This is a genomic window from Afifella marina DSM 2698 (genome assembly GCF_900102695.1).
GTDB lineage: Bacteria > Pseudomonadota > Alphaproteobacteria > Rhizobiales > Afifellaceae > Afifella > Afifella marina.
In genome coordinates, this window is sequence record NZ_FMVW01000011.1 from 1 (window position 1) to 14207 (window position 14207).

Here is a 14207-nt window from a genome sequence, read left to right on the forward strand (position 1 = left end):
CCACGCCCGATCTCGGTTACTCGATGATTTCGGAGACGATGCCGGCGCCGACGGTGCGGCCGCCTTCACGGATGGCGAAGCGCAGCTTCTCTTCCATCGCGATCGGCACGATCAGCGTGACGTCCATCGTCACATTGTCGCCCGGCATCACCATCTCGGTGCCCTCGGGCAGCGTCACGACACCCGTCACGTCCGTCGTCCGGAAGTAGAACTGAGGACGGTAGTTGGTGAAGAACGGCGTGTGCCGGCCACCCTCTTCCTTCGTCAGAATGTACGCTTCCGCCTTGAACTTCGTGTGCGGCGTCACCGAACCCGGCTTGCACAGGATCTGCCCGCGCTCCACGCCCTCGCGGTCGATGCCGCGAAGAAGTGCGCCGATGTTGTCGCCCGCCTGGCCGCTGTCCAGCAGCTTGCGGAACATCTCAACGCCCGTCACCGTCGTCTTGCGGGTGTCGCGGATGCCGACGATCTCGACTTCCTCACCCACCTTGATCTGGCCGCGTTCCACACGACCCGTCACAACCGTGCCGCGCCCGGAGATTGAGAACACGTCCTCGATCGGCATCAGGAACGGCTGGTCGATCGGACGCTCCGGCGTCGGGATATATTCGTCGACAGCCGCCATCAGAGCGCGGATCGAATCCTCGCCAAGCGCCTTGTCGCCGTCCTCGAGCGCCACAAGCGCCGAGCCCTTGATCACCGGAATGTCGTCGCCCGGGAATTCGTAGGACGACAGAAGCTCGCGAACCTCGAGCTCGACGAGCTCAAGAAGCTCCTCGTCGTCGACCTGGTCGACCTTGTTCATGTAAACGACAAGCGCCGGAACACCGACCTGACGGGCGAGCAAAATGTGCTCACGCGTCTGCGGCATCGGACCGTCGGCCGCAGACACCACCAGGATCGCGCCGTCCATCTGCGCCGCGCCCGTGATCATGTTCTTCACATAGTCGGCGTGACCCGGGCAGTCGACATGCGCGTAGTGACGGTTCTCCGTCTCGTACTCCACATGCGCCGTCGAGATTGTGATGCCGCGCGCCTTCTCTTCCGGCGCCGCATCAATCTGGTCGTAGGCCCGATATTCGCCAAAGAACTTCGTGATCGCTGCCGTCAGCGTCGTCTTGCCATGGTCGACGTGACCGATCGTCCCGATGTTCGCATGCGGCTTCGTGCGCGAAAATTTCTCTTTTGCCATTTCCCTCTACCAAGGCTGAGTTCGACGGGGATTTTCGGCGCGCCTAGTACGATGGTCCGCGCGATGGTGCAAGAGGCCGTGCGTCACATGCACGCGACAAAGATGATCCCCGCAAAGCGCTGCAAAGATCGCGCGTCAGGCTGTCGGCGAGGTCATATGGCAGAGCCCCAAAGTGACGCACCCATCGATGTGCGGCGCACAAGCGGATCTGGCTTCGGCTCTTGTCGAAATCTGGAGCGGGTAGCGGGAATCGAACCCGCATATTCAGCTTGGAAGGCTGCTGCTCTACCATTGAGCTATACCCGCACAGCGTTTCGCGGGCCGCTGGTGGAGGGGGTTGGATTCGAACCAACGTAGGCATAGCCAACGGGTTTACAGCCCGTCCCCTTTAGCCACTCGGGCACCCCTCCGGTGCGGCCGTCGAAACGACTGGCGAAAGCGAGGTCTCGGTTGGAGAACCGAAACCGTCGGTGGCGGCGTATATGCAGGTGGCGCCCCGGCCTGTCAACGCCCGCAGCACGAAAGCTCACCGTTGCCATTCCCTGAAGTTCGGTGCGAAGGGAGAAGCCGGTAAATTGAGCAAGCAAGCCATGTCCAACGATACGAATATGAGAAGGTGCCGCCGCCCAGGCGAGAAGGGCGGACGGCCCAGCCGGCGAAGCCCGCGCACGCCCCCGGCCGATTCGCCTTCGGTCATCTACGGGTTTCACGCCGTCAGCGAAGCCTTGAAGAATCCGAAGAGAAACATCCATCGGCTTGTCGCAACGGCCAATGCGCTCAACCGGCTGAAAGGGCTCGTGCCCGACATGGAATGGCCGGAACCCTCCTCCACCCGCGAGATGGATAAACTCCTCGGCGCCGACACGGTGCATCAAGGAGTCGCGCTTTTCTGCGATCCCCTCCCCGAGCCGGAACTCTCCGATTGCATCGGCGCGGAGATGATCGTCGCGCTCGATCAGGTGACGGACCCGCACAATGTCGGCGCGGTTCTTCGCTCTGCGGCCGCCTTCGGAGCGACTTTTCTGATCATGACGGCGCGCCATTCACCGCCCGAGACCGGCGTTCTTGCGAAGACCGCTTCCGGCGCGCTGGAACATGTCGAAATCGTTCGGGTGAGAAACCTCTCCAACGCTTTGGAGGAACTGCGCGACGCAGGTTTCCATCTTCTGGGGCTCGATGGAGAGGCCACGGACGCGCTTGGCGATACGCCCTTGCAGAAACCAGCCGTGCTCGTGCTCGGCGCCGAAGGCAAAGGCCTGCGTGAAAAAACTGCTGCGACATGCGATCGGCTCGTGCGGCTTCCCACACGCCCGCCGATCGCAAGTCTCAACGTCTCCAACGCAGCCGCTATCGCGCTTTATGAAGCAAGCCGCCCCCAACGCGGCTGACTTTCCTTAGCGGCCTCGCATCAGCCGCCTTGCCTCAGCGGCAGAGGCGGCGCGGGCCGTTATAGGGCTGGAACGTGCCGCTGCGCGGATCGAAGCTGCGATACTTCGAGGCGCAATAGGCGTACCATTCGCGCGACCAAGGGGCAGGCCGTGCTCCGGCATAGGCGGGAGGGGCCGCATAATAGCGCGGCTGGGCCATGGCGCTGCCGAGCGCGAGCCCGAGGCCCAGGCCGGCGACACCCGCGCCAATGCCGTTCCTGTGACGATGCCGGTAATGATGCCGCCCGTAGCGATAATGCCCTCCGCGGTAGTGATGCCGCCCGCGGTAATGATGACCGCGATATCGGTGACCCCGATAATGACGGCTCGGGACTCGCGGCCCGATGCGGTGCCCGCCCCGCCAGTGCCGATCCTGCACCTTAATCAGAGGGGCTTCGACGCCACTCGCCGGCGAAGCCTGCGGTGCCCGAGGCATCGCTGCCATTGTCGGGGAAAGAGATGCAATCACCATCGATAGCCCTGCCGCGATCGCGATTGCTGCCCGAGTAGACCTGGATTGCATGACGAAAATCTCCTGAGGGCCGCACCACAAGATTCTCGTGCAGCCAACCATTCTTAGAATGCTAACAAATTAAGCAGCCGCATGTTCCCTGCTGAAAAGGTTCGATCACGTGTCTTTTACCGAGAGGCTTGCGAACATCATTGATTCTCGCCTCTTCCGTCGCCGTCATCGCGACGCGCCCTTCCGCCACTGAGGGGCATTAAGGAGGATCCCACGGTGTCGCTGGCGCTACATCGTTCTCCTAAAATAAGATCGTCGTGGCAGGCTTGCGAGCGCACCGACGAAGCTGTTGCGCCTGCCAGACGGAGCGGTTAGGGAATATCCGCTCCAAGCGGCTTCGAATGGCCGAATTTGGAGCCCTGAAGGCGCACGGAAGACACAGGCGGATCCCGCCGTCCCGCGCCATGCCGGCTTAGCTCAGTTGGTAGAGCATCTGATTTGTAATCAGGGGGTCGGGGGTTCGAGTCCCTCAGCCGGCACCATTGTCACCTTGAAAAGACTGCGCCTTTTTCGACTCGTCGCGTGCCGCGTAACGACTGGGCGACGCGCGCTTGTCCGGCCGCACGACGCCTCTCAACTCAGGCAGAACGCCGGCCGCGCCGTTGAGGCGCGGCCTTTTGTCTGGCGACCGGGACTGCGCCGCAGCCCAGCCCCGAGGAATCGAGCGCCAAGTTGGATCCCCACCTTTCCGTTAAGATTGCAACGCCAGGAAAGGGTCGCCAAGAGACGCTTGAAGGCGGCTCAAAGATGTCGGCGGCACCCGGACGACGCCTTCATCGACCGGGTCGCTGCCTCAGCCAGCCACCTTGTCAATGAGCCGCCGGACATCTTCCGCACTCGGCTTGCGCGGATTGCCGGACGTGCAGAAATCCGCCAGCGCGGAAGCAACCAGCGCATCCTTGGACTGCGCCAGCACATCCATGTCAGCACCCAAAGCCTTGAGGGTCAGCGGAACTCCGAAGCGCTTGTTCAGTCCCACGATCGCGTCGATCAAATTCTGCGTGCCCTTTAGCGCCGTCTCGCCTCCAAGGTCGAGGAGCCGGGCCAAACGCGCGTAGCGCTCCGCCGCGGGCTCCGGCGAGTTCTTGTCGAGGCCGGCATTGAACCCGATCACATAAGGCAGGAGCATGGCGTTGATGCGCCCGTGAGGAATATGCAGGCGGCCTCCGATGGCATGCGCCAGCCCGTGGTTGAGACCGAGCCCGGCCGAGTTGAAGGCCATGCCGGCCATGCACGAGGCGTTGTGCATCGCGATCCGGCCCTCGACGTTTTGGCCATCGTCGAAAACCACCGGAAGGTTCTTGAAGGTCAGGCTGACGGCCTTCTCCGCAAGAGCATCGGAGAAATCGGTCGCACAATTGGCGACATAAGCCTCCAGCGCATGGGTGAGCACGTCCATGCCGGTGTCCGCCGTGATCTGGGGCGGCACGGTGCGCACGAATTCCGGCTCCAGGAGCGCGATATCCGGAATCAGCTCGTCGGAGACGAGCGGGAACTTCGTGCCCTTCTCCGGATCAGAAATCACCGAATAAGCCGTCACCTCGGAGCCGGTACCGCTCGTCGTCGGAATGGCGATGAAGGTGATACGGCTCCGGCTGTTCATCTCCCGCAGGATAGCCAGAATCGCTTTCGCCGCATCGATGGCCGAGCCGCCGCCGAGCCCGATGATGATTGTCGGGCGAAAGGCGGAAAGCTCCCTTGCGCCTTCCTTGACGCTGGCAATGGGCGGGTCGGGGGTGACTTTGTCGTAGATCGTGACGGCGCTGTCGGAGAGGTATTGGCGCACCCGGTCCGCCACGCCGAGCTTTACCATGAGCGCGTCGGTGACGATACCGACCCGCTCGCGGTGAAACTCACGAAGCCGCTCGAGGGTACCCACCCCAGAGACAACCTCTGTCTTGAGTGAAAACGTATGCATGGCGCTCATCGTCTTGGCCTCCTTTAGCCGAAGAGCTCCCCCGCATTTTTAGGTCCGGCGTTGCCCGGAGCTGAAAACCGGTCCCTTCGCGCCATCGCATCAAGCCCCAAGCGACATCGCATCCAGTTTCGGATCAGTGCGCCATCATCTGGAGTGTCCTCACGCTCCCGTCTAGCGATGAGGGGTAGTATGTCGGCCAATCGGCCCGCCTTTGGCGCGCGCCGCAGGGTGGCTCCTGGTCACGATTGCCTGATCGGTCCAGGCCGAATCGACCGGACAATCACGGAAGCGCGCGGTCTCGGGCGCTTTGTCGCGGCTTTCGACGCCTCAAATGGCCCGCATGCGCGCTGTCTGCAGCCGCCGCGCATCGTGCCCGCACGCACGTCCGCGGCATTATGCCCCTGTGTTTCCTCGTCTTTTTGAGACTTCCCCCCTCACCGTTGGTGACGAGAATATCCGTCTCAGCCGATCCCGGGCCGCACGTCGACAATCGAGAGCCCACGCAGAACAACCCCTGATTGACGGGTCGCAAAACCCGGCTCCCGGAACCGGATGGAACTGAAAGCGCTACCACGGGTCATTTCACTGTCACCCAGTCCAATGCCACCGAAGAAATCGGAAGGTGCAACCCATGGCGCAATCCCGAAGCGGAACGGGCGCCCAACTTGAACGAAAGCCAGTAACGGCCCGGCTTCATTTACGAGAGGCCCTGGCGGAATCGCCCCCAATGTTCTGAGTTTTGACTCGAAAAGAGCGCGATATCGCATTGTCTTATAAAGCGAACCGTCCTCTTCCATATTGAGCGCTGCCAAGAACCAGCCCCGGCAAGCATCCCTCACTCCTCCGGGCGCAGGAAGCGGTAGCCGACCCCGGGCTCGTTCAGGATATAGCGAGGGCTCGCAGGGTCATCGCCGAGTTTCTGGCGCAGACGTCCGACGAAGACGCGCAGATACTGGACGTCTTCGGCATTCGCAGGCCCCCAGACGCTCGTCAAGATCTGCCGGTGGGTGAGGATGCGGCCGGCATTGCGCATCAGGTAGGCGAGAAGCTCGAATTCTTTCGGCGTCAGCTTGAGCTTCTCCGCCGCGAGCGACACTTCGTGGCGGGCGAGATCGAGCTTCAGATCCCCGACGACGATCTCGGCGCTGTCCTCGCCCGCTTTTCTCGCAGGACGCAGAAGAACCCTCACGCGAGCCAGAAACTCCGGGATCCCGAATGGCTTGACCACATAATCGTTGGCTCCCGCATCGAGGGCCGCGACCTTCTCGTCCTCGCCTTCCCTGACGGACAGCACGAGGATCGGCAGGTTCGACCATTCGCGAAGCCGCGTGATCACCTCCTTGCCGTCGATGTCGGGCAGACCGAGATCGAGAATGACGAGGTCGGGTTCCCTCAGGGCGACGGCCTCCACGCCCTTGCGGCCATTCTCCGCCTCGAAAACCTCAAAACCGTGCGCTCCGAGCGCCACCCGGAGGAACTTCCGGATCTGCGGCTCGTCGTCGATGATCAGGATACGTGTGGCGCTCATGGCTCTGGCGTCGCCTTCTTCGGCACTTCGGGAGCAAGAGGAAGCTTCACGTTTATGACGGTTCCGCGGCCTCCCGAGCCCACGCCGATGGTGATCTCGCCGCCATGCGCCTCCACGATGCCCTTGCAGATGGCGAGCCCGAGGCCGGTGCCCGCTCTCTGCGCGTCACCGGCACGCACGCGATAAAACATGTCGAACACACGGGCCCGGTCCTCGACCGGGATGCCGGGGCCCTCGTCACGCACCGACAGATGAAGCTGCCCGGCCTCGACGCGGCCCGAAACGGTGATCTCGGTGCCGGCCTCGGCGTATTTCGCGGCATTGTCGAGGAGATTCGCGATGACCTGCTCCAAAAGCACCGGATCCCCAGCAGCCAGGGGCAAGTCACGCGGCAGATCGATGGCGAGCGTGTGTGACGCCAGGCGTCGACGGAGCTGACGAACGGCGCGGCCCACCACCTCCCGCATGTCGACCCAGTCGCGCCGGACCTGCAATGCGCCATAGCCGAGACGCGTCATGTCGAGCAGGTTTTGGATATAGCGGTTGAGCCGCTCGCCCTCGTCGCGAATGGTCTCGGCCATCGCCACGCGACCGGAGGGACCAAGCGCTTCATCGGCCTCCAGGAGACCTGACGCGGCTCCGATGATGGAAACGAGCGGCGTGCGCAGGTCATGGCTGACGGACGACAGAAGCGCCGCGCGCAGCCGCTCCGTCTCGGAGAGAAGGCGCGTCTCCTCCATGTCGGCCGCCAGACGGGTGCGCTCGACGGCGATCGCCACCTGATCGACGAGCGCTTCCAGAAGGCGACGCTCGTCGGGGGCGAGAGGCTGCGAGCGCGCAAAGCTGACGCCGAGGAGCCCTTCCCTGCCATGCGCCGTCTTGAGCGGCAGGAACAGCCACGAGGAAGCCGGCAGTGTCGGCGAGCCCCAGCCGGCGATTTCTCCGTGCTCCCAGGCCCATTCAGCCGCGCCGCGATCCTTCGCCTCGAGCTGGTCTTCGGGTGGATAGCCGCCGAGGATGGTCAGCTGCCCGTCCGGGCCGGGCCCGAGGATGAGCGAGGAGCAGTTCAGCGTCGAGGCGACGTGGTGGACGGCCGCCCACACGACGTCGTCGAGCGAAGCTGCACTCGCAATCTTGCGGCTGAAATCGTAGAGCGCCGCCGTACGCCGGGCGATGTTGCGCTGTGCCTTCACCTGCGCGCGCAACCGCGCGGCCAGATTGCCGGTCGCGATCGCCACGGCGAGATAGAGGAAAAGGGTGCGGACCACCGTCTCACTGTGGACGCTGAACGTATAATACGGCTCGGTCAGAAAGTAGTTGTAGGCGAGGAAGGACAGGACGCTCGCATAGACCGAGGGCCAGAGGCCGTAACGCGTGGCGATGGCGATCACCGAAGCGAGATAGAGAAGCGACAGGCTCTCCACCGGCAGAGCCCGATGAACCGCGGCCCCGATCGCACTGCTCGCGAGAACGGCGAGGGTCGCCACCCCATAGGCTTCCGCCTCCCAGGTTGGAAAGAGATGCGGCGCCCTCACCTTGTCGCGACGCGTTCGCGTAGCGTCCGAGGCAATCACCGTGACCTCGAAATCCCTCGCAGCGCGTATAATCTCGTTCGCCACGTTCTCGCGAAAGAACCGTGCGGAAAAGGTGCGCATGCGCGGGCGGCCGACGACGATGCGGCTGACATTGCGCGAGCGTGCGAAAGCGAGAATCTCCTGCGCGATACGCGATTCCGCGTTGAGCGAGGCGACTTCGCCGCCAAGGGTCTCTGCGAGCCTCAAAGTCTCGGCGATCTGGTCCTTTGCGGCCTCCGGCAGGCTCTCCGAGGCGGGGGTGACGACGTTCACGGCGATCCAAGGGAAGCGGCCACGATCGGCGGCACGTTTCGCGGCACGCACGAGCGCTCCGGCGACCGGCGATTCGTTGACGCAAACGAGGATTCGCTCCTGCGTCGGCCACGGGCCCGGGATCGCGTGGCTCTTCATATGCGCCATCATCTGCGCATCGACGCGGTCGGCCGCGACGCGCATGGCGAGCTCGCGCAGAGCCGTCAGGTTGCCCTTGGAGAAGAAGTTCTGGATGGCCCGTGCAATCTGGTCCTGGACGTAGACCTTCCCCTCGCGCAACCTCTCGATCAGCTCGTCGGGAGGCAGATCGATCAGCTCGATCTCATCCGCCAATTCGACGACGCGGTCTGGAACCGTCTCGCGCACACGCACGCCGGAGATGCGCGCGACGACATCGTTGAGGCTCTCCAGATGCTGGATGTTGAGCGTCGTATAGACGTCGATGCCCGCGCCGATCAGTTCCTCCACATCCTGCCAGCGCTTCGGATGTCGGCTTTCGGGAACGTTGGTGTGGGCAAGCTCGTCGACGAGGACGAGGCCCGGCCGGCGCTTTAGGATCGCATCGACGTCCATCTCGGAGAGAAACCGGCCGCGATAGAGGACGCGCCGTCTCGGGATGGTTTCAAGCCGAGCTGCGAGGCGTTCCGTCTCGGCACGGCCATGCGTCTCGACGACGCCGACGGCAACGTCGAGACCCGCGGTGCGGCGCTCGCGCGCCGCCTCGAGCATGGAATAGGTCTTGCCGACGCCGGGCGCCGCACCGAGGAAAATCTTGAGCCGCCCCCTGCCTTCCCGCGACGCTTCCGCGAGAAGAGCCTCGGGCTCGGGACGGTTATCCGGCTCGTTCATTGTGTCCTGCTGCTCGCCCCTTCCGCCACCGGCACACCGTTATTCCCGGCCGGACGAAGCTCGTCGAGCGCCAGGTTGAGCGCAAGAACATTCACCCGTGTCTCACCGAAAAGTCCGAGGCTGCGCCCCTCGATATGACGCCTGACCAGGTCGCGCATCTGCTGCAGGGGAATATCTCGCGCCTTGGCGACGCGCGGCGCCTGAAAGAAAGCCGCTTCCGGAGAGATGTGCGGATCGAGACCGCTGCCGGATGCGGTGACGAGATCGACGGGCACGCGCGCACCGCCGGCTTCCCGGCTGAGCCTTTCCGCCTCGCTCGAAACCCGCTCGAAGAGGGCAGCGCTGGTGGGGCCGAGATTGCTGCCTCCGGACGCGCCGGCATCGACGTCACCGGCAGACGGCCGTGGATGGAAATAACCCGGAGCCGAAAATGTCTGGGCGACCAGACGCGATCCCACAACCTTTCCGTTGCGCTCGACGAGGCTGCCGGCGGCCTCGGCCGGAAACAAGGCCTGAGCAAGACCGGTCATGGCGAGCGGATAGCAAAGGCCGAGAAGCACGGTCATGAGGACCGAAAGAATGATGGCAGGACGAAGCTGGTCGATCATGGCTTTGCTCAGACGATTGCGATGGAGGTGATGAGAAGGTCGATGGCCTTGATGCCGATGAAGGGCACGATGAGCCCCCCGAGGCCGTAGATGAGAAGATTGCGCCGCAAGAGGCTCGCGGCCGTCGCCGGCGCATAGCGCACGCCCTTCAAGGCGAGCGGAATGAGCGCGATGATGACGAGCGCGTTGAAGATCACCGCCGAGAGGATGGCGCTTGCCGGGCTTTCCAACCGCATGACGTTGAGCGCTGCGAGACCGGGGTAAGCGGCCACGAAGATCGCCGGCAGGATCGCGAAATATTTCGCCACGTCATTTGCGATCGAGAAGGTGGTGAGCGACCCTCGGCTGATCAGGAGTTGCTTGCCCACCAGCACGATCTCGATGAGTTTCGTCGGATCGCTGTCGAGATCGATGAGATTGCCGGCCTCCTTGGCGGCGGGTGTCCCGGAATTCATGGCGACGCCGACATCCGCCTGCGCCAGCGCCGGCGCATCGTTAGACCCGTCGCCGCACATGGCGACGAGTTTGCCCCCCGCCTGCTCGGCACGAATGAGTTCGAGCTTCTTCTCCGGCGTCGCTTCCGCCAGAAAATCGTCGACGCCGGCTTCGGCAGCGATCGCGGCCGCCGTCAGCGGGTTGTCGCCCGTGACCATGACGGTGCGCACACCCATGCGCCGAAGCTCGGCAAAACGCTCGCGGATACCGGGCTTCACCACGTCCTTCAGATGCACGACGCCGATCGGCTTGCGGTCGGCGGCGACGACGAGCGGTGTGCCGCCGGAGCGCGCGATACGTTCGATAAGGCGCGAAAGCTCCGGCGTCGCGGCCTTGTCGCACCAGGCGAGGATCGCGTCGCTCGCCCCTTTGCGGATTTCGCGTCCGTCTTTCAGGTCCGCCCCTGAGATCCGGGTCTGTGCACTGAACGGAATGGTCGTGACCACGCGGTCGTCGTGATCGATCTGCCGGCCGAGGCGTTTGCGGGCAAGGTCGACGATCGATTTTCCTTCCGGCGTCTCGTCTGCCGCCGAAGCGAGATGGGCAAGCTCGGCAAGCTGCCGTTCATCGGTGCCTGCAACCGGCAGAAAATCGTCGGCCATCCGGTTGCCGAAGGTGATCGTTCCGGTCTTGTCGAGGAGAAGCGTGTCGACATCGCCTGCCGCCTCTACGGCCCGGCCAGACTTGGCGATAACGTTCGCCTTCACCAACCGGTCCATGCCGGCAATCCCGATCGCGGAGAGAAGACCTCCGATCGTCGTCGGGATGAGGGTGACGAGAAGCGCGATCAGGAAGGCCACGGGAACCGTCGCGCCAGAATAAAGCAGGAAGGGCTCGAGCGTCGCGGTGACGATCAGGAAAATGATGGTCATCCCGGCAAGCAGGATGCCGAGCGCCACCTCGTTCGGCGTCTTCTGCCGCTCCGCGCCCTCCACGAGCGCGATCATGCGGTCGAGGAAGGTTTCGCCTGGCTTCGACGTGACCTTGACCTTCAGCCAGTCGGAGACGAGGCGAGTGCCACCGGTGACGGCGGAGCGATCACCCCCCGCCTCGCGAATGACGGGGGCGGATTCGCCGGTGATCGCCGATTCATCGACCGAGGCGATGCCATCGACGATCTCGCCATCCGCCGGGACGATGTCTCCGACTTCGACGAGAACGAGATCGCCGGGTTTCAGCGTGTGGCTCGAAACCGTCCGCGTCTCCGTCGCATCGAGCGCTGCGAGAAGCTTCGCAGGCGTTTCGGTCTGCGTCGCCCGCAGCGTGTCCGCCCGCGCCTTGCCACGACCTTCCGCCATCGCTTCGGCAAACGTCGCGAAATAGACCGTGAACCAGAGCCAGGCTGCGATCTGGCCCACCACCGCCGTCTCGCCGGCGCCGCTCACGAGGCCGCGCAGGAAAAGGAGCGTGGAGAGCGCCGCCGCCACCTCCGTGACGAAGATGACGGGGTTTTTCATCAGATGACGCGGGTCGAGCTTGACGAGCGCGACGCGCAACGCCGGCCCCGTCACCTGCATGTCGAAGAGGGAAATGTCGGGCTTTCTGCGCATGGCGCCTGGCTTTCTGACAGGATGCTGGTGGAGAGCCGCCGTGTCGGCGCTCAGGAGATTGCCGCGGGTTGCGGCAGGCAATGGAGCTCGCGGCATCAGAATGTCTCCCCGGCGAGCATCGCCGTGTGTTCGGCAATCGGCCCGAGGGCGAGCGCCGGAAAGAAGGTGAGCCCGCCGAGGATCAAGACGACCGCGACGAGAAGTGTGACGAAGAGAGGACCGTCCGTCGGGAATGTGCCGGCCGACGGCGCGACCTTCTTTTTTGCCGCCAGCGAGCCAGCGATCGCCAGCATCGGCACGATGAAGACGTAACGGCCGAGGAGCATGGCAATGCCAAGGAGCGTGTCGTGGAAGGGCGTGGCGGCGCCGAAGCCCGCAAAGGCGGAGCCATTGTTCCCCGTCGCCGAGGAATAGGCGTAAAGGATTTCCGACAGCCCATGCGGGCCTTTGTCCTGGAGCGAGGCGAGCGCCACCGGGAGAGTGGCGGCCGCGGCGCCGAAGACGAGGACGCCGAGCGGCATCACCAGGAAGGCGATGACGGCGAGCTTCACCTCTTTCGTCTCGATCTTGCGTCCGAGATATTCAGGCGTTCTCCCGACCATCAATCCGGCCAGGAATACCGTCAGCACGACGAAGGCGAGCATGCCGTAGAAGCCGGAGCCGACGCCGCCGAAGACCACCTCACCGACCTGCATGAGCAGCATCGGCGCGAGCGCTCCGAGCGGCGTGAAGCTGTCGTGCATGGAATTGACGGAGCCGTTGGAGGCGGCAGTCGTCGCCGTCGCCCAGAGCGCTGATTCGCCAACGCCGAAGCGGACTTCTTTGCCCTCCATATTGCCGGCGGCCTGCTCGACGGGAAGGTTCGCGAAGAGCGCGTTGCCTTCGCTCTCCGCCCCATAGGTGAGCGCCAGCGCACCGAGGAAGAGGATGCCCATGGCGGCGAAGATCGCCACGCCCTGGCGCATATCGCGCACCAAGCGACCGAACATGAAGGTGAAGGCCGCCGGGATGAGAAGGATTGCGGCCATCTCGGCGAAGTTCGAAAGCGGCGTCGGGTTTTCGTAAGGCACTGCGGAATTGGCGTTGAAGAAGCCGCCGCCATTGGTCCCGAGCTGCTTGATGGCGATCTGCGCTGCCGCGGGCCCCTGCGCGATCGTCTGTCGTGCGCCTTCGAGCGTCGTGGCATCCACATAGGCGGACAGGTTTTGCGGCACGCCCTGCCAGACGAGGAAGAGCGTCAAGAGGATCGAGAGCGGCAAGAGCAGGTAGAGGACTGCCCGGGTGAGATCGACCCAGAAATTGCCGAGATTGCGCGCATCCGAGCCATCGGAAGCGCGACCGGCAAAGCCTCGGATCACGGCAGCGCCGACCGCGATGCCGGTCGCGGCCGAGACGAAGTTCTGCACCGTCAGACCCACCATCTGGCTGAGATACGAAAGCGTCGTCTCGCCCCCATAGGCCTGCCAGTTGGTGTTGGTGACGAAGCTGACCGCCGTATTGAACGCGAGATCGGGCGCAAGGCCCCCAAAGCCTTGCGGGTTGAGCGGCAGGTGTCCCTGCAGCCGCAGGATTGCATAGAGGATCAGCCAGCCGACGGCGTTGAATGCGAGGCAGGCGGCCGCGTAGCGCGCCCAATTCTGACCCGCCTCGGGATCGATGCCACCGGCGCGGTAGAAGAGCCGCTCGATCGGGCCGAGGACCGGCGTCAGGAGGGTTCGTTCTCCCGAAAAGAGCCGCGCCATGAAGAGGCCGAGCGGCCAGGCGAGCGCCGTGACCGCAACGCAGTAGACGATGAAGAGAAGGATGTCGGAAGACATAGCCGCGCCTCAAAGCTTTTCAGGGTTGAGGAGCGCCCAGACCAGATAGCCGAGAAGCGCGAGCGCCACGACGGCGCCGAGAACAAGGTCGAAGGCCATCGCTCAGAGCCTCTCGATGATGCGCAGCGAAAGCGCCGCGGCAGCGAAAAAGCCAAGGGCGAGGCCGACAAAAAAGACGTCGAGCATGTCATCTCCATCATCCGGAACGTGACCGGAAGATGGGCGCGGAGGCCATAAACGGGCCATTCGCGTTTTTGGCGGATCGCATCAACGAGGCATAAATGAAGGAGGCGACATCGGGCCTCCCTCACACGACCACGACGTCACACAGAGTCCCCAAGGGCAGACCATGGGCCATTAGCGGGTGAAGCGCCCTGCCCGTCCTCTGCCGCAATGCTTGGATGAACGTTTCGACCGAAGTCATTGAGACGATTCCGGACTTCGCAGTCGGAA

The 14207-nt window shown here is 63.9% G+C and carries 10 protein-coding genes and 3 tRNA genes; 2 read left to right on the forward strand and 11 right to left on the reverse strand.

Going from position 1 to position 14207, the window contains the following annotated elements; all coding sequences use genetic code 11:
- Nucleotides 1-16 precede the first annotated feature (16 nt).
- The 3 genes from tuf to BLP76_RS17070 all read right to left on the reverse strand — a co-directional run bounded on the left by tuf (nt 17) and on the right by BLP76_RS17070 (nt 1602).
- A complete protein-coding gene (tuf, locus tag BLP76_RS17060; RefSeq protein WP_092816183.1) occupies nt 17-1192 on the reverse strand; it encodes an elongation factor Tu in 1176 nt (391 codons plus the stop codon).
- A gap of 232 nt (nt 1193-1424) precedes the next feature.
- A tRNA-Gly gene (locus BLP76_RS17065) sits at nt 1425-1498 on the reverse strand.
- Nucleotides 1499-1517: 19 nt separating this feature from the next.
- Nucleotides 1518-1602: transfer RNA gene (locus BLP76_RS17070), tRNA-Tyr, on the reverse strand.
- Between the two features lie 198 nt (nt 1603-1800).
- On the opposite strand from BLP76_RS17070, the gene rlmB reads away from it, so the two are divergent.
- On the forward strand, nt 1801-2580 hold the full coding sequence (rlmB, locus tag BLP76_RS17075; RefSeq protein WP_092816328.1) for a 23S rRNA (guanosine(2251)-2'-O)-methyltransferase RlmB: 780 nt from the start codon (nt 1801-1803) through the stop codon (nt 2578-2580).
- Nucleotides 2581-2614: 34 nt separating this feature from the next.
- On the opposite strand, the gene BLP76_RS17080 is transcribed toward rlmB, so the two are convergent.
- Complete coding sequence (locus BLP76_RS17080; protein WP_170130560.1) at nt 2615-3142, reverse strand: BA14K family protein; 528 nt, start codon at nt 3140-3142, stop codon at nt 2615-2617.
- Between the two features lie 406 nt (nt 3143-3548).
- Between BLP76_RS17080 and BLP76_RS17085 the strand changes: the two genes are divergently transcribed.
- A tRNA-Thr gene (locus BLP76_RS17085) sits at nt 3549-3624 on the forward strand.
- 311 nt (nt 3625-3935) lie between these two features.
- Here the strand turns inward: BLP76_RS17085 and BLP76_RS17090 are convergent.
- The 7 genes from BLP76_RS17090 to kdpF all read right to left on the reverse strand — a co-directional run bounded on the left by BLP76_RS17090 (nt 3936) and on the right by kdpF (nt 13853).
- On the reverse strand, nt 3936-5069 hold the full coding sequence (locus tag BLP76_RS17090) for a 1-propanol dehydrogenase PduQ (protein WP_092816187.1): 1134 nt from the start codon (nt 5067-5069) through the stop codon (nt 3936-3938).
- An 826-nt stretch (nt 5070-5895) separates the two neighbouring features.
- Entirely contained in the window at nt 5896-6588 is a 693-nt protein-coding gene (locus BLP76_RS17095; RefSeq protein WP_092816189.1) for a response regulator, read from the reverse strand.
- Complete coding sequence (locus BLP76_RS17100; RefSeq protein WP_092816191.1) at nt 6585-9284, reverse strand: sensor histidine kinase; 2700 nt, start codon at nt 9282-9284, stop codon at nt 6585-6587. Before BLP76_RS17100 ends, BLP76_RS17095 begins: the two co-directional genes overlap by 4 nt.
- On the reverse strand, nt 9281-9892 hold the full coding sequence (gene kdpC, locus BLP76_RS17105; RefSeq protein ID WP_092816193.1) for a potassium-transporting ATPase subunit KdpC: 612 nt from the start codon (nt 9890-9892) through the stop codon (nt 9281-9283). Before kdpC ends, BLP76_RS17100 begins: the two co-directional genes overlap by 4 nt.
- Before the next feature lie 8 nt (nt 9893-9900).
- Nucleotides 9901-11937 (reverse strand): potassium-transporting ATPase subunit KdpB, encoded by a 2037-nt coding sequence (gene kdpB / locus BLP76_RS17110; RefSeq protein ID WP_092816195.1) that lies wholly within the window; start codon nt 11935-11937, stop codon nt 9901-9903.
- Nucleotides 11938-12032: 95 nt separating this feature from the next.
- Complete coding sequence (gene kdpA / locus BLP76_RS17115) at nt 12033-13754, reverse strand: potassium-transporting ATPase subunit KdpA (protein WP_092816198.1); 1722 nt, start codon at nt 13752-13754, stop codon at nt 12033-12035.
- Between the two features lie 9 nt (nt 13755-13763).
- Entirely contained in the window at nt 13764-13853 is a 90-nt protein-coding gene (kdpF, locus tag BLP76_RS17120; RefSeq protein WP_092816200.1) for a K(+)-transporting ATPase subunit F, read from the reverse strand.
- Nucleotides 13854-14207 lie beyond the last annotated feature (354 nt).

Excerpts from the sequence above, each read along its gene's own strand:
- tuf (WP_092816183.1), bottom strand. The coding sequence starts at position 1,192 with ATGGCAAAAGAGAAATTTTCGCGCACGAAGCCGCATGCGAACATCGGG.
- rlmB (WP_092816328.1), top strand. The coding sequence starts at position 1,801 with ATGAGAAGGTGCCGCCGCCCAGGCGAGAAGGGCGGACGGCCCAGCCGG.
- BLP76_RS17080 (WP_170130560.1), bottom strand. The coding sequence starts at position 3,142 with ATGCAATCCAGGTCTACTCGGGCAGCAATCGCGATCGCGGCAGGGCTA.
- BLP76_RS17090 (WP_092816187.1), bottom strand. The coding sequence starts at position 5,069 with ATGAGCGCCATGCATACGTTTTCACTCAAGACAGAGGTTGTCTCTGGG.
- BLP76_RS17095 (WP_092816189.1), bottom strand. The coding sequence starts at position 6,588 with ATGAGCGCCACACGTATCCTGATCATCGACGACGAGCCGCAGATCCGG.
- BLP76_RS17100 (WP_092816191.1), bottom strand. The coding sequence starts at position 9,284 with ATGAACGAGCCGGATAACCGTCCCGAGCCCGAGGCTCTTCTCGCGGAA.
- kdpC (WP_092816193.1), bottom strand. The coding sequence starts at position 9,892 with ATGATCGACCAGCTTCGTCCTGCCATCATTCTTTCGGTCCTCATGACC.
- kdpB (WP_092816195.1), bottom strand. The coding sequence starts at position 11,937 with ATGCGCAGAAAGCCCGACATTTCCCTCTTCGACATGCAGGTGACGGGG.
- kdpA (WP_092816198.1), bottom strand. The coding sequence starts at position 13,754 with ATGTCTTCCGACATCCTTCTCTTCATCGTCTACTGCGTTGCGGTCACG.
- kdpF (WP_092816200.1), bottom strand. The coding sequence starts at position 13,853 with ATGGCCTTCGACCTTGTTCTCGGCGCCGTCGTGGCGCTCGCGCTTCTC.